Source organism: Tepidibacillus sp. HK-1, assembly GCF_001748485.2.
GTDB classification, from domain to species: domain Bacteria; phylum Bacillota; class Bacilli; order Tepidibacillales; family Tepidibacillaceae; genus Tepidibacillus_B; species Tepidibacillus_B infernus.
Window position 1 is genome coordinate 1 of record NZ_BDGM02000031.1, and the last position, 21,309, is coordinate 21,309.

At 37.3% G+C, this 21,309-nt stretch carries 20 protein-coding genes and 1 riboswitch; of the genes, 5 read left to right on the forward strand and 15 right to left on the reverse strand.

The window, feature by feature from the left end; genetic code table 11:
* Positions 1-180: 180 nt before the first annotated feature.
* From pheA to BEN26_RS12850, 3 genes are all read right to left on the reverse strand, one after another.
* Complete coding sequence (gene pheA, locus BEN26_RS12840; RefSeq protein WP_069798654.1) at positions 181-1,314, reverse strand: prephenate dehydratase; 1,134 nt, start codon at positions 1,312-1,314, stop codon at positions 181-183.
* Positions 1,315-1,339: 25 nt separating this feature from the next.
* Positions 1,340-2,353: a 3-deoxy-7-phosphoheptulonate synthase gene (gene aroF / locus BEN26_RS12845; protein ID WP_069798656.1), complete on the reverse strand. Its 1,014-nt coding sequence runs from the start codon at positions 2,351-2,353 to the stop codon at positions 1,340-1,342.
* A 285-nt stretch (positions 2,354-2,638) separates the two neighbouring features.
* The gene (locus tag BEN26_RS12850; protein ID WP_181482296.1) at positions 2,639-3,721 is read right to left on the reverse strand and encodes a prephenate dehydrogenase; all 1,083 of its coding nucleotides are present in this window, start codon (positions 3,719-3,721) and stop codon (positions 2,639-2,641) included.
* 277 nt (positions 3,722-3,998) lie between these two features.
* Here BEN26_RS12850 and BEN26_RS12855 point away from each other — a divergent pair, with 277 nt between their 5' ends.
* Positions 3,999-4,298, forward strand: coding sequence for a hypothetical protein (locus BEN26_RS12855; protein ID WP_068726741.1), 300 nt, complete (start codon positions 3,999-4,001; stop codon positions 4,296-4,298).
* Positions 4,299-4,392: 94 nt separating this feature from the next.
* On the opposite strand, the gene BEN26_RS12860 is transcribed toward BEN26_RS12855, so the two are convergent.
* The 5 genes from BEN26_RS12860 to BEN26_RS14355 all read right to left on the reverse strand — a co-directional run bounded on the left by BEN26_RS12860 (position 4,393) and on the right by BEN26_RS14355 (position 9,985).
* Positions 4,393-5,124 (reverse strand): ZIP family metal transporter, encoded by a 732-nt coding sequence (locus tag BEN26_RS12860; protein WP_069798659.1) that lies wholly within the window; start codon positions 5,122-5,124, stop codon positions 4,393-4,395.
* A gap of 214 nt (positions 5,125-5,338) precedes the next feature.
* Positions 5,339-6,064 carry a formate dehydrogenase subunit gamma gene (locus BEN26_RS12865; RefSeq protein ID WP_069798661.1) on the reverse strand — a complete coding sequence of 242 codons (726 nt, stop codon included), beginning with the start codon at positions 6,062-6,064 and terminating at the stop codon, positions 5,339-5,341.
* Complete coding sequence (locus BEN26_RS12870; RefSeq protein WP_068727683.1) at positions 6,057-6,902, reverse strand: 4Fe-4S dicluster domain-containing protein; 846 nt, start codon at positions 6,900-6,902, stop codon at positions 6,057-6,059. Before BEN26_RS12870 ends, BEN26_RS12865 begins: the two co-directional genes overlap by 8 nt.
* Positions 6,903-6,904: 2 nt before the next feature.
* Entirely contained in the window at positions 6,905-9,388 is a 2,484-nt protein-coding gene (fdnG, locus tag BEN26_RS12875) for a molybdopterin-binding domain-containing protein (RefSeq protein WP_483887676.1), read from the reverse strand.
* Between the two features lie 12 nt (positions 9,389-9,400).
* Positions 9,401-9,985 carry a molybdopterin-dependent oxidoreductase gene (locus BEN26_RS14355; protein ID WP_069798665.1) on the reverse strand — a complete coding sequence of 195 codons (585 nt, stop codon included), beginning with the start codon at positions 9,983-9,985 and terminating at the stop codon, positions 9,401-9,403.
* Between the two features lie 457 nt (positions 9,986-10,442).
* On the opposite strand from BEN26_RS14355, the gene BEN26_RS12880 reads away from it, so the two are divergent.
* Together BEN26_RS12880 and BEN26_RS12885 are read left to right on the forward strand one after the other, a co-directional pair.
* Positions 10,443-11,621, forward strand: a complete 1,179-nt coding sequence (locus BEN26_RS12880; protein WP_069798667.1) for a pyridoxal-phosphate-dependent aminotransferase family protein — start codon at positions 10,443-10,445, stop codon at positions 11,619-11,621.
* 188 nt (positions 11,622-11,809) lie between these two features.
* Positions 11,810-11,995: an H-type small acid-soluble spore protein gene (locus BEN26_RS12885; RefSeq protein WP_069798669.1), complete on the forward strand. Its 186-nt coding sequence runs from the start codon at positions 11,810-11,812 to the stop codon at positions 11,993-11,995.
* 91 nt (positions 11,996-12,086) lie between these two features.
* Here the strand turns inward: BEN26_RS12885 and BEN26_RS12890 are convergent, their stop codons facing one another.
* From BEN26_RS12890 to metX, 3 genes are read right to left on the reverse strand one after another with little or no spacing between them, the layout of a single operon-like run.
* On the reverse strand, positions 12,087-12,986 hold the full coding sequence (locus BEN26_RS12890) for a methylenetetrahydrofolate reductase (RefSeq protein WP_069798671.1): 900 nt from the start codon (positions 12,984-12,986) through the stop codon (positions 12,087-12,089).
* Positions 12,986-14,305, reverse strand: coding sequence for a homoserine dehydrogenase (locus BEN26_RS12895; RefSeq protein ID WP_069798673.1), 1,320 nt, complete (start codon positions 14,303-14,305; stop codon positions 12,986-12,988). Before BEN26_RS12895 ends, BEN26_RS12890 begins: the two co-directional genes overlap by 1 nt.
* On the reverse strand, positions 14,292-15,386 hold the full coding sequence (gene metX / locus BEN26_RS12900) for a homoserine O-acetyltransferase MetX (RefSeq protein WP_069798675.1): 1,095 nt from the start codon (positions 15,384-15,386) through the stop codon (positions 14,292-14,294). Before metX ends, BEN26_RS12895 begins: the two co-directional genes overlap by 14 nt.
* 109 nt (positions 15,387-15,495) lie before the next feature.
* Positions 15,496-15,602, reverse strand: a riboswitch (SAM riboswitch).
* 153 nt (positions 15,603-15,755) lie between these two features.
* Between metX and BEN26_RS12905 the strand changes: the two genes are divergently transcribed.
* Together BEN26_RS12905 and gerQ are read left to right on the forward strand one after the other, a co-directional pair.
* A complete protein-coding gene (locus tag BEN26_RS12905) occupies positions 15,756-16,187 on the forward strand; it encodes a cell wall hydrolase (protein ID WP_069798681.1) in 432 nt (143 codons plus the stop codon).
* Between the two features lie 17 nt (positions 16,188-16,204).
* Entirely contained in the window at positions 16,205-16,612 is a 408-nt protein-coding gene (gene gerQ / locus BEN26_RS12910) for a spore coat protein GerQ (RefSeq protein WP_068726762.1), read from the forward strand.
* Between the two features lie 171 nt (positions 16,613-16,783).
* On the opposite strand, the gene ptsP is transcribed toward gerQ, so the two are convergent.
* The 4 genes from ptsP to BEN26_RS12930 form a co-directional block, all read right to left on the reverse strand.
* Complete coding sequence (gene ptsP / locus BEN26_RS12915) at positions 16,784-18,514, reverse strand: phosphoenolpyruvate--protein phosphotransferase (RefSeq protein ID WP_068726764.1); 1,731 nt, start codon at positions 18,512-18,514, stop codon at positions 16,784-16,786.
* Between the two features lie 40 nt (positions 18,515-18,554).
* Positions 18,555-18,812, reverse strand: coding sequence for an HPr family phosphocarrier protein (locus BEN26_RS12920; RefSeq protein ID WP_068726767.1), 258 nt, complete (start codon positions 18,810-18,812; stop codon positions 18,555-18,557).
* Between the two features lie 41 nt (positions 18,813-18,853).
* Positions 18,854-20,893: a glucose-specific PTS transporter subunit IIBC gene (gene ptsG / locus BEN26_RS12925; RefSeq protein ID WP_069798677.1), complete on the reverse strand. Its 2,040-nt coding sequence runs from the start codon at positions 20,891-20,893 to the stop codon at positions 18,854-18,856.
* A 124-nt stretch (positions 20,894-21,017) separates the two neighbouring features.
* Positions 21,018-21,194 (reverse strand): PRD domain-containing protein, encoded by a 177-nt coding sequence (locus tag BEN26_RS12930; RefSeq protein ID WP_084818768.1) that lies wholly within the window; start codon positions 21,192-21,194, stop codon positions 21,018-21,020.
* Between the last annotated feature and the right edge of the window lie 115 nt (positions 21,195-21,309).

A 21,309-nucleotide genomic window follows, 5' to 3' on the forward strand; every position in this document is an offset into this window, starting at 1 on the left:
CTTTGCCGCCGGCTTCCTTCAGATTCCACCTCACGATGGACACCCTTGCCTTAGGCTAATGGTTGGTTGCTACATACCCCCATAACGGACTTTCACCGTCTAGTTAATCGCCATGCGTGGCGCACTATAAATAAGGGGATTAGGCTACACCTAGTCCCCTTTTTTTCTTAAGTTAATTCCCTAATAGTTTCCGATGATTTTTAAATTAATGATATTCTCTTGTAATTCCTCAATTGCTCGTTGTATTTGTTTATCTAATAAATTCCCTTCAACATCCACATAAAAATGATATTTCCATGGTTGGTTAGGAATTGGCCTTGATTCTAATTTAACAAGGTTAATACCGTGTTTTGTAAAAATTCCTAAACTATCATACAGTGATCCAACATTATGTCGTAAAGAATAGATCAAACTTATTTTTTTACTTTCTTCACTCAATTCCACTTTTCTCCCTACGATGATAAAACGAGTCCAATTTTCTTGATTGGTTTGAATATTGTTCTTTAATACCTTTAAGCCATATAATTCGGCTGCTTCCTTACTTGCAATCGCCGCTTTACTTGTCTCGTTCAATTCTTTAATGAGTTTCGCACTTGCTGCTGTATTATCATAAGTGATCAATTTCCAATCAGGATGCTGATCTAAAAAGGATTTACATTGACGGAATCCCTGGATATGGGAATATACCTCAACAATTGATTCTTCAGTCGCCCCTTCAACACTAAGAAGATGATGTTCAATCGGTAAGATTTCTTCACCTACAATATATAAATCGTATTTTAGCAGAAGGTCATAAACTTCATGAATACCCCCTGTTGATGAATTTTCAATCGGTAATACCCCATAGTCGGCATTCCCCTCTACTAATGCCTTAAACACATCCTCAAATTTTTCAAAATGAAGAACGGTTTCTTTATTACCAAAATATTTTTTTAAAGCTTGATGGCCAAATGCACCTGGTTCACCCTGAAAAGCGATTGTTTTTTTGCTTAATGGTTCCCCAATTGGAAGTAAAATCGATTCTCCTATCAAAAGCAGATCTGACAGATTCCACTTTTTAGCCTGAATCTGTCTACTTAATTTCATGATAATTCGATATAATTCCTGAATTTCTTGAGTTAGTTCTTTATCATGTAGATGTCGAACCACTTTTTCCAAAACGAGTTGTTCTCGATCTTGTTGCAGGATAGGAAGCCCAAGCTCTTGTTTGATTTCTAAGGCTTCTAATGCTTTTTTTATTCTTTTTTCAAAGTATTCAACGATTTGTTGATCATATTGATCAATTTCAGCTCTTATTTGGTCTAACCGTTCCATGTTTCGTACCTCTTTTTCAAAGAAATTAGATTTTACGACCCATTACATCTGCCATTTTCTTCAGATCATTGATTAAGTCATCAAACATCGGTAAGGTTAGTTGCTGGGCTGCATCGCTTAAAGCAATTTCTGGTTGTTGATGGACCTCAACAATAATTCCATCGGCTCCTACAGCCATTGCTGCTCTTGCAAGTGGAATCACCCAATCCCTTTTTCCTGCAGCATGACTTGGATCAACAATCACTGGCAAATGACTTAATTTTTTTACAACCGGGATAGAGCTTAAGTCTAACGTATTTCTTGTATATTTCTCAAAGGTACGAATACCTCTTTCACATAAAATGACGTTCTCGTTTCCTTCAGACAAAATATATTCAGCCGCTAATAACCACTCTTCAATCGTAGCAGAAGCACCTCTTTTTAACAAAACAGGCTTATTGGTTTTACCGATTTCTTTTAATAGTTGGAAGTTCTGCATATTCCTTGCACCAACCTGTAAGACGTCAGAATACTCACTCACAACCCCAACTAAATCAGGAGAGATAACCTCTGTTACAATGGGTAAAGAAGTATGCTCTTTAGCCATTTTTAATAATTGTAGTCCTTCTTCCTGTAATCCTTGAAAACCATATGGCGAGGTTCTCGGTTTATATGCCCCACCTCGAAGCATATGGGCACCTGATTCCTTAACACCTTGAGCCACTGTCATAATCTGCTCTTCACTTTCAACAGAACATGGGCCGGCAATGATTGTAAAAGAGTCGCCACCTACTTGTTGGTTCTCAATCTTTACTGTTGAGTTCTCAGGATGGAATAAACGATTGGCCAATTTAAAAGGTTGTTGTACTCTAATTACTTTTTCAACAATATCAATGGATTCTAACTTACTGGTATCTAATCTTTGTGTATCACCAATTAACCCCAGTATTGTTAAATCCTGTCCACGACTCACATGAACTAATACACCCATTTTCACAATCTTTTCACTTACCTTACTTACTTGCTCTTCATTTACTCCGCTTTTTAATACAACGATCATAATGACGCCTCCTTTATATTTTTTGGTAAAAAAATAGAGGCTCTAATGAGCCTCTTATGAATAAATTAAAGATTAAGCTTTTATTCAATACTCATTAAAAAAGGTAGTTTTCGTTTTTTATAACCCAAAAAACCAGCGCTAAAATAAAAGCCCCAGCTAAAAAAGTAGTTATAAAATCGATTCCCTTTTTTAATATTCGTAAGCATGGTTTAATTCCAACGCCTTTCTTGAACAGTTGTGAAAATTTAAACTAATTTTAACCCTTTAAAGTGTGTGTGTCAACCCTTATTTAAAAACAAGATATTCATGTTTTTGTAAAACTTGATAAGCAGAGACTTGATCTAAACGATTTTCAAGAATAATTTTTAGGCAACCATTTTCAAATTCCCGATTATGAATGATTCCGATATTTTTAATATTGATCTGATGTTCGTAAAGTAAGGTTGAGATCTTGGCAATCATGCCAGGCCGATCTTCGATATCTACAATTAAAGCATATTGCTTGGGGATATCTGTGTTTACCGTATCTACGATTTGGTCTCTCATCTCTTTTGCCTTTGAAAAATAGGTAAACAGATAATCGTTGTTCTCTTCACTTAATCGTTGTTTATATTCATCAATGGTTGTAAGAAGCTGTTTTAATACTAGATCGATTTTTTCTTTATTACTCAAACTAATATGTTGCCATAAATGAGGACTTGATGAAGCAATACGTGTAATATCTTTAAATCCTCCAGCTGCTAATTTGATTAACACCTCTTTATGATCAAACTCTTTAATCATATGCACCAATGCAGAAGCTATAATATGCGGAACATGACTAATAACAGCTGTAAATAAGTCATGCTGTTCTGCATCCATGGTAATTGGCATCGCCCCAATCGCATCGATCATTTCATATAAAAGGGTGATTTTTTCTTCTTTGGATTGCTCTAATGGTGTGAGAATAAAATAGGCATTTTCAAACAAATGGCCTTTTGAATGGATATAACCGGATTTTTCCGAGCCAACCATTGGATGCCCACCTATAAAATCATAGTTTACCTTTGCTGCTAGCTGCATAACTTGCCCTTTGGTACTACCAATATCGATGACAGTAGCCGTATCCTTTACTTTGCCATCAATTCTTTCCATCCATTGTAAGGTGATTTCAATCGGTGTACAAAAGATAATCAGATCAAAAACTTCCCAAGATAAGGTTTCTAAATGATTTAATCCATATTGGATTGTTCGTTCGGCCATAGCAGTTTCTATAGTTGTTTGATCTTGGTCCACTCCCGTAATGGTTACATCCCACTTACTTTGTAATGCCTTTGCTAAAGATCCCCCCATAAGACCTAGACCAATGATTGCAATTTGTTTTCCCAATCTCCTTCTCCCTTTCTCATTTAGTAACATAGTTATATTATAATTTACAGCTTTTATGTTTAAAAGCATTAAATTACTATTTTTCTTTTTAAATTTTTGATTTTGCTTATTTTTCTGATTATTGCTAAATGTATGTAATATCTTTTTTGAATATTTGTCACACCTTTTTCTTTGTTTTTGATTTATAATGTCAATTGAGGATGTGAAATGATTAGCAAATAAATATATCCTTTTAAAGCGTGGATAGAAGAAAATATGATCATCGGGGGAATTCATTATGAGTATTTTTGAGATTGTCATGTTACTTTGTTTTGGTGCAGCATGGCCATTTTCTATTTACAAATCCTATGAATCTAGATCTATAGAAGGTAAAAGCTTTTTATTCTTAACTATTTTACTAATAGGTTATATTGCTGGGATTTTAAATAAACTTTTCAATAGCTATGATGGGGTTATCTATTTATATATCATCAACTTTGCCATGGTTGCAACAGATATGGCATTATATATCCGTAATCGCCGTTTTCAAAACCAACATGTGCAAAAACGCCCATTACGTTCTTCACACTCGCATTAAAGTGTATCGTATTTTGCACACGCTCCGTCATTCATGTCTTTTCTTAAAAGAATATAATAATAATTTAAAACACCTCGATTGAGGTGTTTTTGTTTTACATAAACCATTCATTTAAAAAGAACATGACTAATAAGCCATTGACAAAAGCAATCGTTGCTGATACTTCATAACCATGGCCATGGCTTTCTGGAATCAGCTCCTTGTATACGATATAAATCATAGCCCCAGCTGCAAAAGCTAAACCATATGGGACAATAAAATCCACAATACTTATGGCTAAATACCCAGCAATTGCAGCTACCACCTCAATCATTCCTGTAAAGAGGGCAATGAGAAAGGAACTTCCTTTGCTAATTTTTTGTTGGACTAGGAAAAGCCCAACCAATAGCCCTTCAGGCGCATTCTGCAAACCGATGGCTATAGCTATAAGTGGCCCCAGTTGACTATGTTCTGAGGCATAGGATACCCCAACAGACAAACCCTCTGGAATATTATGTAGAGTAATGGCCACAACAATTAACCATGTTTTATGATCAATTCCTTTTAAATTTTGGTTAAAGTTCTCGATTTCAATGTGCGGTATGACTCTTTCCATTAAAAGCAAAATGTTGGTTCCTAAAAACACTCCTATAAAAACTGGAAGAATTCCTCCCTCTTTTGCCTGAGGGATTAAACTAAATGTACTTGCAGACACCATGACCCCTGCTGTAAAAGCTAAAAGGGTATCTCTCATTCTATGATTTAATTCTTTTAAAAAAAACAGAGGTAAAGCCCCAATGCCGGTGGAAATCCCCGCTGATAGACTACCGATTAACATGTTTATCATACTTTACACCACTCTTTCAAGCAAAGCACTCCTAATATAGTTTAATTTAATATCTTCTTATATTTTACGTGAAAAAAAGAAAAGAAAAAAGTTTTATTCTAAAATGCTAATCTTCAAATGTAGAGTCCCTGTCCATGAACTTGTTAAAAGAAACCAGAAATAATGGTTATCGAAAAAGGCACACTTACGTAATGTAAATGTACCTTTTTCCTGTTTAAGCTTGGAATGTATTGTTTTTATTTTGATCGACCTGTTTCATTTTCCTCATTTTTCTCTCACCACAGGTAATCATTTGATCGTACTTCACTTTATCAAACCATAATTTGTGGTGATGTTCTGCATATTCTGCCTCCATCCATCCTGTTGTCATCGCATTGAAAGATGCTCTTTCTCTGGCATGGAAAACGGTTAAATGCAAATGGATCCCGAAGAAAATCGTGATGATTAACGCAGAAACATCATGTATGACTAGCATCCATACACCCAAAGAACCATTAAACCAATCAAACCATAATGCAAAACCTGACATGGCTAGTAGCAAACCAAAGACAATGACAACTAGAAAATACAATTTTTGTCCTGTATTATACTTATCCTGTGGCGGCATCCCTTCACCACCGATAAAATAGTGTTTAGGAGCGGCCTTCAACCAACCAAAGTCATATTTTCCCCATTTAAAAGCAACTAAAAACCCCCAACGTTTACTAGAAAAAAGAAAATAAATCAGTGGTGCACCAATGAAGAGAATCGCCCCAATGCGATGTCCTTGGCGAAAAGCCATACCTGCTTCTGTTGTGAGCAGTGAAGCTGGTCCTTTAAAGAAAATCATAAACCCCGTTACAAGTAAAAGTACAAAACCAAGGGCAACCATCCAATGCATTATTTGATCGGGAACACAATATCTTTTTACATATTTCGTTCGTTTATAGGCTTTACTCATGTTTCTTCTCCTCCTTCAAAAAATCTTCAGGCTCATCTTTTCCATTAAAGTTAAAGGCGGTGGAAGAAACAATAAAGTTGGCTAGGAATCCAATTCCCGCGACACCCATTAATACCTCGGTAACAGGTTTAATGACCCCGGACCGGAATTCGACTAGTTCATTCGTTTTTGGATTGGTTGGTAAACCATACTCCTCCGGTTTCTCAGTTAAAACGTAAATATAGTGGGTTCCACCCATTAATTTGTCACCGTAAACATTCGCATTTGGAAAACGATTTTTAATTTGTTTAACTCGTTTATAGGCTTGTTTTATTGCCTCATCCCATGACATGAATTCTAATGCTTTGGTCGGACAAGTTTGTACACATGCAGGTGCTTCTCCATTGGTAATCTTATCCTGACAAAAATTACATTTATTCATCTTATCCTTACCTGTAAAAGCATCATGCTGGTATCTTGGGATATCAAATGGACAAGCCTTCTCACAGTAGCCACAACCAATACAGCTTTCCTGATCAAAAGCAACAAAACCTTCCTTATGCTGATATAGCGCCCCTGTTGAACAGATCGCAACACAAGGAGCATCAGAACAATGCATACATTGATCTTTGCGAATTAACCACTCAAAAGTATTGGTCTTCGGATCATATTTTTCATCAAATCGCATCAAGGTTAAGGTATTAAACGAGCGATCAGCAGGGTTTTGGTAAGTACCTGGAACCTTATCAAACTCCGTAGCTGGAAGATTATGCCATTCTTTACAAGCCAATTGACATGCTTTACAACCTGTACAAAGTGAGGTGTCCACTAATATCGCTTTATCTGTTTTTTGTGCCATAATTACTTATCCCCCTTCGTCACATTGCATAAGCATGCCTTATATTCTGGTGTACCTGTATTTGGATCGGTTACCGAGTTGGTCACAAGATTAATTGAATCTCCGCTTACAAGACCTTTGAATCCCCAGCCCCAAGGAACACCAACGACTTCCACTTGTTTCCCATTAATTGTTAAGGTTTGGATACGATCAGTCACCATTGCCGGAATTGTTACTTTTCCACGTGCTGTGGAAATCGTGACTTTATCTCCAGACTGAACACCGATTTTCTTTGCAAGATTTTTACTCATCTCGACAAAGTTGGAAGGCATTAATTCGTTCAATTGCGGTGTATTCCTAGTAACCCCACCTGATAAAAATTGCTCTGTCAACATATAAGTTGTTAAAACATAAGGATAGTCTTTTGCTTCACCCAGTTTTTGAATTTCGGGAACTCTGAACCCACGCAAAATCGGGTTGTTTTTTTGTTTTGGATAAAAAGCATTTTCTACCGGTGACTCTTTCGGCTCATAATGAGCAGGTAATGGGCCATCTGCAATTCCTGCTTCCTTAAATATTGGAGCCACTTTGAATATGTTAGGGTCATACCCTTCTTTCAATTCTACAGATACTTTTTCTGCTTGTGGTTTTGCATAAACGGTACGGAATAAAGCACCTTTTGTATCCGCAATCGGGAATACTTGTGAACCTTCAGGTGTATTTGGTTCTTTATCTTTGGCAGCAACGTCTAAAATATCTGGACCTATCCACTTGGTTCCATCCCACCATACAAGGGCACGATCTTTATCTCTAGGTTTCCCATTAATGTCAGCAGATCCACGATTATAAAGAATACGAATATTGCCTGGCCATGCAAACGTCCAATTTGGATAAAGCCCCAAGCCGCTTGGATCACTATTATCATGACGTAACGAGTGGTTTCCTTCCTCTGTAATCACGCCTGTATAAAGGCCTCCTAAGCCAGAAGAAACTGTGCCTGGTTCTGCTTTTTGGATCTGTGCTGCACTATTTAATAGTTTCCCAGTTGTTAAATCATAGCCATTTATCTCTTTTAAGACTTTCTCAAGATCGATTTCTTCTTTGCCTTCTACATGATAATCCCATGTTAAATCAAGAATTGAGCGATCTTTTTCATCAGTGCTATTTTTATATAATTCTTTTAACTTTAATAGAATCATTGAAATAATATCGGCATCTGGTTTTGCTTCTCCAGGTGGACGAACCGCCGCCGGTTTCCCTTGAATCCACCTTGCAGAGTTGGTCATTGTACCTGCTTTCTCAAAAGACATCGCTGCAGGTAAAAGAATAACCTCTGTTTTGATCTCTTTTGGATTAGCACCAGGATGTTGCCAGAATGATGCCGTTTCCGTTTCAAATACTTCAGAAACGACCAACATTTCTAATTTCGATAAGCCTTTCCAGACTAACTCTAAGTTCGGCGTACTAACCGCAGGGTTTTGTGCAAAAATAAGCCCTAATGTAAACTTCCCTTTGTTCATATTTTCAAAAATGGAAATATGACCTTGGGATGCTTCCTTTGAATCCCGTTTTGGCAAGTAATGATAACCAAACTCATTTTCTGGAGTCGCTTTATCCCCATACCATGCTTTTAATAATGCAATCATCTGCTTCGTTCTTGTCGTGCCAAATGCCATCGCATAATCATTTAATGTCGCATGTTTATCGATTGGCACTGGCATATAACCAGGTAAAATATGTGGTAAACAAGCTATATCGGTTGATCCTTGAACGTTAGGTTCTCCGCGGTTTGCATTGATACCGCCACCAGCCATTCCCATGTTCCCAAGAAGCAATTGAAGGATCGCATACATGCGAATTCCTTGTACTCCTGTTGTTTTTTGGGTCATTCCTAAAGCATAAAGAATGGTTCCTGGTCGATTTTCTACAAGAGTATCGGCAATTAATTTAATTTTTTCCGCTGGAATTCCCGTAACCTGGGAAGCCTTTTCAAATGTATAGTCTTTAAAATGTTCTTTTAATTTCATCAAGACGGTATCGGGATCATCAAAAGAATCTGCTACAAAAGGTTTCCCATCTGATCCTAACTGATAGGTCCAAGTATCTTTGTTATATGTTTTCTTTGCTTCGTCAAAACCAGAGAATAAACCTTCATGAAAAGAGAAATCTGGATTTACTTTGTAAAGTGCTGTGGTGTAATATTTGACATACTCTTCATCGTATAATTTATTCTCAATAATATATTTCACAATCGCCCCTAGATAAGCAATATCTGTCCCTGGACGAATTTGGGCATAGATATCTGCTACTTTCGCGGTCCGATTAAAGCGTGGATCGACGACAATAATCTTGGCACCATTTTTTTGCGCTTTTAATACCCAGCGCATTGCCATTGGATGGTTTTCTGCGGTATTATTTCCTCCAATTAGAAGCACTTTTGCATTTTTCATGTCAGTAAAGCTGTTAGTCATCGCACCACGACCAAATGAAGGGGCTAAACTAGCCACCGTTGGCGCATGTCATATCTCGGCTTGATGTGTGTAATATTGAACACCAAGGGCACGGTTAAACTTTGTGTAGAGATAAGCTTCTTCATTATCGATTTCCGCGCTTCCTAAACTAAACATTCCATTCATACGATTCACTTTCACGACTTTACCATCTTTGGTAGTAATCGTTTTTTCAAAGGTGTTATCACGAACCTCTTTAATCTTATTGGCAATTTTGCTAATCGCATCTTCCCAAGAGATGGGTTCCCATTTGTCACTTCCTGGCTTACGCACTAATGGATAAGTAAGACGCAATTTTGAATTGTGCATTTCTTTTAAGGATCGACCTTTTGGGCATAATGCACCTTCATTAATCGGATGATTTTTTAATCCTTCTGTAGACACGATTTCATTTCCCTTTGTTTTAATCTCAATCCCACATCCTACGGAACAGAAGTGGCAGATACCATATGATGTAGCCGCACCTGCTGTCATTAATGGATATGTTTTATCATTTCCATTGTCTTTAGCAAAGGCTTGTTTTTCTGCAAGGTAGGCAGCTGCTACAGATGCTGCAGTAAATTTAAAAAACTGGCGCCTTGTCAGCTTTGGCATTTCTATCCCCTCTTCCTGAAAATTGATTTTTCTCTTTTGCTCTAAGTTAAGTTCAAAATATTAAAAATATTATTAAATGTGAAATTATTCACAAATAGTGATATTGTTTTTACTTAGTGGTCGGTTGATCATCAATGATCTCTTTTGTTGCACTTTTAAATTCCTTTAATGTTCGGCCAACAACCTTTCGTCCCCCCTCTTTTTATGCTCTCATAATTTCGTCACAAAAAAATTGTAACAAAATTGTCACTTTGTTATACAAAATCTATTTTAATATGAATTCTAAAAAAAGAGAATGATTAATTTTTTTAATTTTCAAATTTATTATTACTATTTTTATGGTGTCAATAGATTTTTCTTTTTTTTAAAAATTTAATATTCTCATGAAGGTATTTTATGAAAAATATTGAATATTTAAACTAATATATATAAATCATGATTCATGGGAGGAAAGCGCATGAGCCAAGAATTAATTTTACCGAAACGATTATTGATGGGTCCAGGACCTAGTGATGTTCATCCGCATGTTTTAAAAGCAATGGCAACCCCATTATTAGGACATTTGGACCCGACCTTTCTTAATATTATGAATGAAACCATGGAATTGATTCGCTATGTTTACGAAACAAAAAATCAAGTAACGATTGCGATGTCAGGTACTGGCAGTGCTGGTATGGAAACGGTATTTGTGAATATGATCGAACCAGGAGACAAGGTCATTATTGGGGTTAATGGTTTATTTGGTCAGCGGATGGTTGACGTTGCAGAAAGAGCAGGGGCTGAAGTGATTCAAGTTCAAGCAGAATGGGGAAGAATCATTGATCCTGCTGATATAGAAAAAGCTTTAAAGAACTATTCCCCTGTAAAAGCAGTAGCGGTGGTACACGCAGAAACATCTACAGGTGCAAACCAACCATTAGAAGAAATAGCAAAACTAGCGAAAGAATATGATGCTTTAATGATTGTTGACGCTGTTACTTCACTAGGTGGAACGAAAGTTGGGGTAGATAAGATTGGGATTGATGCGGTCTATAGCGGTACGCAAAAATGTCTTAGTGCTCCCCCAGGACTATCCCCAGTCAGTTTAAGTGATAAAGCGGTTGAAATTCTAAAAAGCAGGAAAACAAAAGTACAAAGCTGGTACCTTGATTTGTCAATGATCCAGGCTTATTGGGGACAAGAACGTTTTTATCATCATACGGCACCGATCTCGATGATTTATGCACTTCATGAGGCATTAAGATTGATTAAAGAAGAAGGCTTAGAAGCTACCTTTAAACGTCATGAACAAAACGGACGTGCTTTGCAAGCGGGAATTGAGGCGATGGGATTCGAGTTATTTGCGCAAGAAGGTTATCGCTTACCTATGCTCACCTCAGTCAATATTCCCGATGGTGCTGATGATATGAAAGTACGCCATTTATTACTCGAGCGTTATGGGCTTGAAATCGGAGGAGGTTTAGGACCCACAAAGAATAAAATTTGGCGTGTAGGGCTCATGGGATATTCTTCTCAAAGAAGTAATGTCATTCAGTTCTTAACGGCATTGGAGTCAATCTTATCCGAGTTAAAAGTTAAGATCAATGAAGGGGAAGCTGTAAAAGTTGCCGAGAATTACTTAAATAATCATGAATAGTATCGCTTCACCATAGAGTAAAAAATAGGTTTGAGCCCTAATTTTTGCAATGCTTGAATTACAGGTTGAGTAAATCTCAAAACATTAAGGTAGGTCATTAATATTTCCTCTCCTTACACACCTTTACTTCTTTGCATACTTTAAAAATAAATTAGAAACGCTATTAAAAAGAAAAGAGGTGAGTAAAAATGAATTTTCATAGAGCAGAGGAAATTCTTCAAGCGGAAGAAACGATAGAGGTCTTTTATGATGATCAATCTGTTTGGATTAATAGCCTTGATTCTCAAACAGGAACTGCTGAAGTAACAGATATGGATAATCATCGTTTAAAGGTTCCTGTTGATGAACTTACTGAGGGTAAAGTGATATCGTAAGAAACTGAGAAAACCATCAAAGTATCAAAAAACCATGAACAAGGGTGAACATTTCCTATCGGTCATGGTTTTTTCATTCTATGATATATTATCAAATTATTTTTTTTATCTGCTTATCAGATACTTGCAAGAGATCAGATACAATCGACAAGTCACCAATTGGATAAATGTGAACACCTTGAACGATCCCCTTTATCTCCTCAATTAATTTTTGTGCTATCTCTATTCCTGCCTTTCTACCCCCCTGTTCTACTTTGGCAATCATCTCCGATGAAATATGGATACCTGGTACTTTTTCATTAAGATAATAAGCCATTTTCACACTCTTTATAGGAAGAATGCCAAAAATGACATGAACTGGTAGGTCTCTTATTTTCTCTAAAAATCGTTCTACTTGGGAAAGTTCATAAACAGGCTGAGTTTGAACAAATTCCACTCCAGACTCAATCTTTCTTTTTAGTTTTTCCACTTCAAGCTCTAGGTCATCATTACCAGGGTTTGCAGCACCGCCGATAAAGAAATCAGTTGCGCTGTTTAAAGGATTGCCTGATAAGTCCTTTCCTTGATTGAGTTGATAGGCAATGTTGGCTAATCCTGTCGAGTCTACTTCAAAGACTCCTTTTGCTTGTGGGTGATCTCCTCTAGCTGGTGAATCTCCTGTTAAGGTGAGGATGTTTCTAACTCCTAAAGCTGCAGCACCTAATAGTTCTGATTGCAGTCCTATGATATTGCGGTCACGACAAGTTAAATGGAATATCGCCTCTATCCCCATATCCTGTTGAATCACATGTGCTAAAGCAATGGGACTCATTCGTAGTGTAGCCATGGGGCTATCTGCAATATTTACCGCATCCACAATCCCCCTCAAAAAGGTAGCCTTCTCTAAAACAGGCATTGGATTTGCTCCTTTGGGCGGTTCTAATTCTACTGTGGTGACAAATTTCTCTAACGTTAATTTTTCTTTTAATCCATGAATTTGATAGATACTCATTATGATCTTCCCCCTAGCTTTATTCCTTCTTCTTCCACCCTTTCTTCATGATGACAACTTAATGCAGGATAATAGATCATTTTTGTGCGATGGTTTACGTTTTGTTTCAATGCTAAAATTTGTTCCTCATTCCCCTTTACCAGATGGCCTACCAAAAATCCCTTTTGTACAGAGATGGTTTCTCTTTTTATCATTTCTAATTCAAATTGGTGTAGCTTTACTTGCCAAAACATTTGATCTGCACTAGTCATTGGATGATGTTGCTCATGAATGATTAACCAAAATGGATTTTCTATTGATTCTGTAACCGTGGCCGTTGTTTCTATTTCCTTTTTATGGTGATAGGAATAGGTTGGATGTTGAAGAACGTCTACTAAATCCTCTACAATTGCACTAGCTGTAGGAAGAGAGCCTGCTCCTGGACCTTGTAAAAATAAGCGGCCAACAACATCAGTTTCAATGATGATCGCATTATCTACCCCTTCAACACTATACAATGGATTAGACTCTGCTAAACAGGTTGGTTCTACTCGGACATTCCAGCCTGTATCTGACTTATAAAGTGATGCAACTAGTTTCATTCGTAAGCCTAGTTCTTCAACAAGAGCCAATTGTTCCAGCGTAACCTCCGAGACACCAATCTTTTTCACTGAAGTCCAGTTTGGTCGTTCAGGAAAGATGATGTCACTTAAAACCATTAATTTATAAAAAGCATCCCAGCCTTCAATATCATTTGTAGGATCTGCTTCTGCAAAACCTGCTGCTTGTGCTTCCTTTAACGCCTGTTTAAAGGAAATTCGTTTTTTCCTCATTTGACTCAGAATATAATTCGAAGTCCCGTTTATAATCCCTTGGATTTTTGTAATTTGATTCACTTGAAGCAATTGTTTAATCGTCCGAATAATAGGAATTCCACCAGCTACACTAGCTTCAAAGGCTAGCATTACCCCATATTGTTTCGCGATTTCCTTTAATTCAGCTCCATTAAATGCCATTAATTCTTTATTTGCTGTAATCACATGACAACCTTTTGAGAGTGCCTGAATGATATATTGATAGGCAGGATCTCTTCCCCCTATCATTTCAATGACTACGTCTAATTTAGGTAATTGTAAAATATCCTGATAATTCGTTGTAACGAGAATAGAATCCCTCATCTCCAAAACTCGTTTCTTCTCTATATCCTGAATCAAAATCGCAACGACTTCAACAGACTTGCCTAAGATATGTTGTAATTGTTTTTGATGGGAAATGATCGTTTGATATACACCAGTTCCCACCGTACCCAAACCTAGTAAGGCTACCTTAATCGATTCCATATAAACCCTCCTTTACAATCGATCCCCATTTATCAAATTCGACTAAAAAACCATCATGGCCATAAATCGTATCGATCTCATAAAAATTTGCATGACCTCCTAATTGACGATAGGCCTCTGTTAGCTCCATTAAACTTTCTGGCGGATAAAGCAAATCCCCTTTATAGGCAATAGCGATCATAGGGGCTTTTAATAATTTCAAGGCTTCTTTCCATCCTCCACGGCCACGACCGATGTCATGACTATCCATCGCTTTAAGTAAATATAGATAGCTATTGGCATCAAAACGTTTTGTTAATTTATCTCCTTGATAACTAAGATAAGATTCTATTTCAAACGTAATTTCATCGTGGGAATTCCCCCACTCATTACGAAGGCTCCTCTGAAAACGTTGATTATACAACTCTTGTGAACGATAAGTAATCATTCCTAACATACGTGCAAGACTTAATCCATGATCAGGTTTATCTTCCAATGGATAATTTCCATGATTCCATTTAGGGTCATGAATAATAGCAAAGCGGGACATAGCATTAAAAGCGATGGCATAGTCACTTAAATAAGAAGTCGCAGCAAGAGGAAATAGCTTATCCATAAAGGTAGGGTAAAGAATTCCCCATTCCAAAACTTGCATTCCACCTAATGACCCTCCAATCACAGCATGCACATGATCAATACCCATTTTCCTTAATGCTTTGTATTGAGCATGAACCATATCCCTGATGGTAACAAAGGGAAATGAAGCACGATAAATCTCTTTATTGTCCGGGTTTATACTTAAAGGACCTGTTGTACCATTACATCCACCAATCACGTTTGTCGTAATCACTTGATACTCATTCGTATCAATCCATTGATAGGGGCCAATCATCCCAGACCACCAACCAGATGTCCTATCATTTCCATAAGCAAATTGATTTCCTGTCAAACCATGACACACTAATATAACAGGTGCACCAATGGAACCTACCCTTTCATAAGCTATATGAGCTTGTGGTAAAATCGTTCCAGATTCAAGCATTAAATCTCCAATTTCTATTTTTCCATACTCATAATGAAGATTGATCTCTGCCACCGCCATCCTTACTCCTCCTCTTCATCCATTCAAATCCCCCAAAAAAGTAAAATCCCCTTCCTAAGAAGAGGGATTAAAAAACCATCTCTTCAAGAAGAGATGGTGATCGCCGCTCTTCTTATCTATCAGAACATGAATGTTCTGCAGGAATTGGCACCGCGTTTTATTTAAACCGGTTGCCGGGCTTCATAGGGCCAGTCCCTCCGCCTCTCTGGATAAGAATTTCCTTTATTAAATTAAATGGTTAATACAAGAATACAATGCATTAAAACAGATTGTCAAGGGATTTTTTTTAAATGATTCCTTTGTTTTAATCACCTATTCTGCACAGGTTAAATATATTGTTATGGAAGCCTATATATGCGGGGTGAATCAATGGCTGTAATAAAAGCTAATTCAAAAGACGTGAAACTGTTGGCTAGATTAATGAGGGCTGAAGCTGAAGGTGAAGGGAAGCTTGGCATGCTAATGGTCGGTAATGTTGGAGTTAACCGTGTACGTGCTAGTTGTTTAGACTTTAAAAACATTCGGACAGTTAAGCAGATGGTTTTCCAATCTCCTGGTGGATTTGAAGCGGTTCAAAAATCTTATTTCTATCAAAGAGCCAGAACACAGGATATCCAACTAGCAAGAAAAGTGATTAGAGGTAATAAATACCACCCAGCCACTCGAGCATTATGGTTTTTTGAACCACTAGGTCCGTGCCCAAGAACATGGTATAACCAACCCAATGCGGGGCGCTATAAAGACCATTGTTTTTTTCACCCTACTTACAGTAATTGCCCTTCCGTTTACCGAACTTATTAAAGAGGAGTTGAATTTCGATGTATCCTTACAATCCATACTATTATGATTCATATTTAATCAATCCCTATGATATGAATATGCCCGATTACATGCAACCAATGGTACCACAACAACCAATGGTACCAATTCCACCATCACCTGAAACAGGAATCGATGTGCCTGGTCTTTTACCAGCAGAACAATCTTATATTGAAAATATTTTAAGACTTAATTTGGGAAAAATTGCAACGATTTATATGACTTTTGAAAACAATAAAGAATGGAATGCCAAAGTATTTAAAGGTAGTGTGGAAGCTGCAGGTCGCGATCATATTATTATTAGCGATCCACAAACTGGAAGACGTTATCTTTTATTGATGGTTAATCTTGATTATATCACTTTCGATGAAGAACTAAACTATGTTCCTCCAACTGTCAGATTATAGCCTTTTAAAACAGAAGGGACACCTTTAACGTGTTCCTTTTATTTTTGCATCGGCTCTAGTTCTCTTGCAATTTCTTCTTTCTCTTTTTTAGATAAGGCTAACCATTGAAATCCATTTATTATAAAAACAAGCCCCATATCGCTACAGGGCTCATGTGCTCAAGATTTGTTTTTACTTTAATTTGGCTAACACTTCTTGCTCTACATATTCTTTAATTTCTTCAGCTGTTTCCATTTGTAATACTTTTTGTGCCACATTTTTCATTTCAGACACATTCAACTTACGGATCAGGGATCGTGCAGGTAGGACGGAAGAAGCACTCATGCTAAATTCATCTAAGCCCATTCCTAAAAGAATTGGAATCGCTGTAAGATGCCCTGCCATTTCTCCACACATTCCAGCCCATTTACCTTCTTTATGAGCAGCTTGAATCACCATATGGATCAAACGTAATACAGCAGGGTTGAATGGTTGATACAAATAGGAGACTTGTTCGTTCATTCGATCCGCTGCCATCGTGTATTGAATCAAATCATTGGTTCCAATACTAAAGAAATCCACTTCTTTAGCTAATTGATCAGCGATAATGGCGGCTGCAGGAATCTCAATCATCATTCCTACTTCCATTTCTGGATTAAAAGGAACCTTTTCATTGATTAATTCTTGTTTTACTTCTTCTAAAACCTGATTGGCTTGGCGAAGCTCTTGAAGTGAAGCAATCATGGGATACATCAATTTAATATTGCCAAATACACTTGCCCGAAGAATTGCCCTAAGTTGGGTTTTGAAAATATCGGTTCGGTCCAAGCATAAGCGGATCGCCCGATAACCCAAAAACGGATTCATTTCCTTTGGTAGGTTAAGATAAGGTAACTCCTTATCCCCGCCAATATCTAAGGATCTGATCACAACAGGGCTTTCTTGACTAAACATTTCAGCTACAGTTTTATAAGCTGCAAACTGTTCTTCTTCAGAGGGTAAGTCACTTCTACCCATGTAGAGGAATTCGGTACGAAATAAACCAATCCCTTCTGCTCCATTTTCTAAAGCGCCTTTACCATCTTGAGGGTTGCCGATATTTGCTACGATTTCAACTTGATGTCCGTCTGCAGTAATCGAAGCCTCATTTTTTAAGGTTTTTAGTTCAGCTAAATGCGCTTCATACTGTTCTTTTTTTGTTCTGTATTCCATAACCAAATCATTTTCAGGATTGATATAAACGATTCCCTCATTTCCATCAATAATGACATAGTCCTCTTGATTGGTCTTTTCAAGAATATCCTTTAATCCTACTACAGCTGGAATCTCCATCGATCTTGCCATAATTGCTGAGTGAGAGGTTCTTCCTCCAATATTCGTAGCAAAGCCTGCTACCATTTCACGATTTAATTGGGCAGTATCTGATGGTGTTAAGTCATGAGCAATCAAGATGACCGGCTCTGCAAACTCATCTAAAGACATTTCTTTAATCCCTAATAACCGTTTTAAGACCCTACTGCTTACATCACGAATATCTGCAGCACGCTCTCTCATATATTCGTTATCCATACTTTCAAAGATCATAATAAATTGATCTGTAATCTCTTGTAATGCTGCTTCTGCATTGATTAAATCGGTCTTAATTTTGTCTTTTACAGCACCAATATACTCTGGGTCTTGTAGCACAAGAATATGCGCGGAAAAAATCTCTGCTTCCTTTTCTCCTAATTTTTGCAGCGCCTTTTTCTTAATTAGTTCCAATTCGTCAATCGCTAGTTTTACTTTTTCTTCAAAACGGTTGATTTCTTGCTCCACTTGCTCTGCTTGAAGGGAATGCTTCTTTACTTCAATCTTGTCTTCTTTCAAAAGAAAGGCTGGCCCCATCGCAATACCTGAGGATGCTGCAATGCCTGTCCAATTCATTTATACAAACCCCCTTATCCCATGATTAAAAGAAAAATGATTACTCAAGGACAGATTCTAGAATCTCACCAATTGCATTTAGTGCCTCTTCTTCTTTTTCTCCACTGGTTACCACGGTTACTTGGTCTCCTTGTCTAATTCCTAAGGACATTACGCCCATAATACTTTTTGCATTTACGGTTTTATCCCCTTTAACTAAGGTGATTTCTCCAGGGAATGAACTTGCTTTTTGTACTAATAATGTAGCTGGTCTTGCATGAAGACCAGCTGGGTTTTTGATTGTAAATACTTTTTCCATAATGAAATTCCCCCTATTTAATCATCTATCTAAATAAAACTTTAATCTTTCTTATCGATGATTGCAACCTCTGTTTCCTTGGCAACAGCTTTTCCCTTATTCACCTTTAGTACCTGGTTCTCTTGTAAATTTGTGAAAACAATTGGTGTAATCGTTGAAGTTGCATGTTTTTCAATATACGGCAGGTCAACCTTTAATAATGACGTACCTACTTCAACTTCATCCCCTTCATTTACTAATAATTCAAATCCTTTTCCCTCAAGTTTCACGGTATCGATTCCCACATGAATCAAAACTTCTAATCCACTATGAGAGACTAAACCAATCGCATGTTTGGTTGGGAATGCATTTACCACTTTTCCTTTAATCGGTGAAACGATTTCCCCTTTTTCCGGTTTCATAGCGAAGCCATCCCCCATCATTTTCCCTGCAAAAACTTGATCAGGCACTTCAGTGATGTCAATCACTTCACCTGTTAGAGGAGCAACGATAAATTCAACACCATCGACTACTGTTTCAATATCACTTGTTGTAGATGGAGCTGCCTTCACATCCTTAATCTCCTCAGGACTTTTTCCATTGATGACTGCTTTGATTTGCTCTTTTAATTGATCTGATTTTGGGCCAAAGATGGCTTGAATATTATTTCCTACTTCTAGAACACCTGCAGCACCAAGCTGTTTAAGGAGATCTTTATTTACTTTACTGATATCATGAACAGATACACGTAAGCGTGTAATACATGCATCTAAATTAGCTATATTTTCTTTTCCTCCAAGTCCTTTCAAAACACCTACGGCTAAATTACCAACCTTTTCAGTGCCTTGAACTTGTTCCTCATCTAATTCGCGACCAGGCGTTCTTAAATTCCAAGTGCGAATCGCAAAGCGGAAGCCGAAGTAGTAAATAACAGAGAATACTAAACCAACAGGAATAACTAACCACCAATTTGTTCGGTTAGGTAATACACCAAATAAAATATAGTCAATCACTCCACCTGAGAAGGTCATCCCAATCTTTACATTTAAAATATGCATAATCATAAATGACAAACCAGCAAAAACTGCATGAACTGCAAATAATGCAGGAGCCACAAAAAGAAAAGTAAACTCAATCGGCTCTGTAATCCCTGTTAAAAAAGAGGTTAAAGCTGCAGAAGCTAAAATTCCTCCAACTAATTTGCGTTTTTCAGGACGAGCTTCATGATACATCGCTAACGCAGCAGCAGGGAGTCCAAACATCATAAATGGGAATTTTCCTGTCATAAAAGTACCTGCCGTTAATGGAACCCCATCCTTTAACTGAGCAAAGAAGATCGATTGGTCACCACGAATCACTTGACCCGCTTTATTCACATATTCACCAAATTCAAACCAGAAAGGTGAGTAGAAAATGTGATGCAAACCAAATGGAATGAGCGAACGTTCAATTAAGCCAAAGATAAAGGCAGCTAAGGTTCTATTCGTATCAATCATGCTATAAGAAAATGTATTTAATGCATGTTGAATGGGCGGCCAGATAAAAATCATCAGAATCCCTAATAGAAGTGCTGATCCAGCGGTTACGATCGGTACAAAACGCTTACCAGCAAAGAACCCTAAAAACTGTGGCAACTCGATATTGTAATACTTTTTGTACAGATAGGAAGCTAAAATACCAACAATGATCCCCCCAAACACCCCTGTTTGTAAGGTTGGGATTCCCACAACCATGGCATAGGACTTATCTGCAGCAACCATATCTGGCGTTACACCTAAGATGACACCCATCGTAATATTCATGATTAAGAAACCAATGATTGCGGCAAGTCCTGCTACCCCTTCACCTCCAGCTAATCCTACGGCAACTCCTACCGCAAACAACAACGATAAATTTCCAAAGATGATTCCCCCAGCTTCTTCCATCACTTTTGCAACTAATTGAAATGTCGGATTTGATAAAAAAGTAAGCCTTTGCACTAATGCTGGGTTTTGAAATGCATTACCAAAAGCAAGCAATATTCCCGCTGCAGGCAAGATGGCAACTGGAAGCATCAGCGATTTTCCTACTTGTTGTAGGATACCAAATATTTTTTTAAACATAAAATCAACCTCCAATAGTAATTTAAACACAAAAAAGACATGAGAAATCACCAACTTATACAACTTAGGATGTCGCATAAATCGGAAATTTACTCATGCCTGATCGAATCAGTTACACGATTCTTTACTTTGTATTCATTTTCTGATAGATTCGCTCAATATGTAGCGTAAGATAACTTACTTCTGCTTCTGGTATCTGTGCCTTTAATTCATTCTGCATGATTTTAACGAGTTGCCAACTAAGATTATAGCATATGGGATATTCTTTCCGCAATAAGGTAGTTAATGGAGTCTGAGTCAAGTATTTGTGGGAGGAATTTTATTCCATCCACATTTACGTAAGCGTATTCATATTTTATGGGTTTTCCAAAGTAAAATCATATATTATTTTTTAAAATCCTTTTAATTCCTTTAGT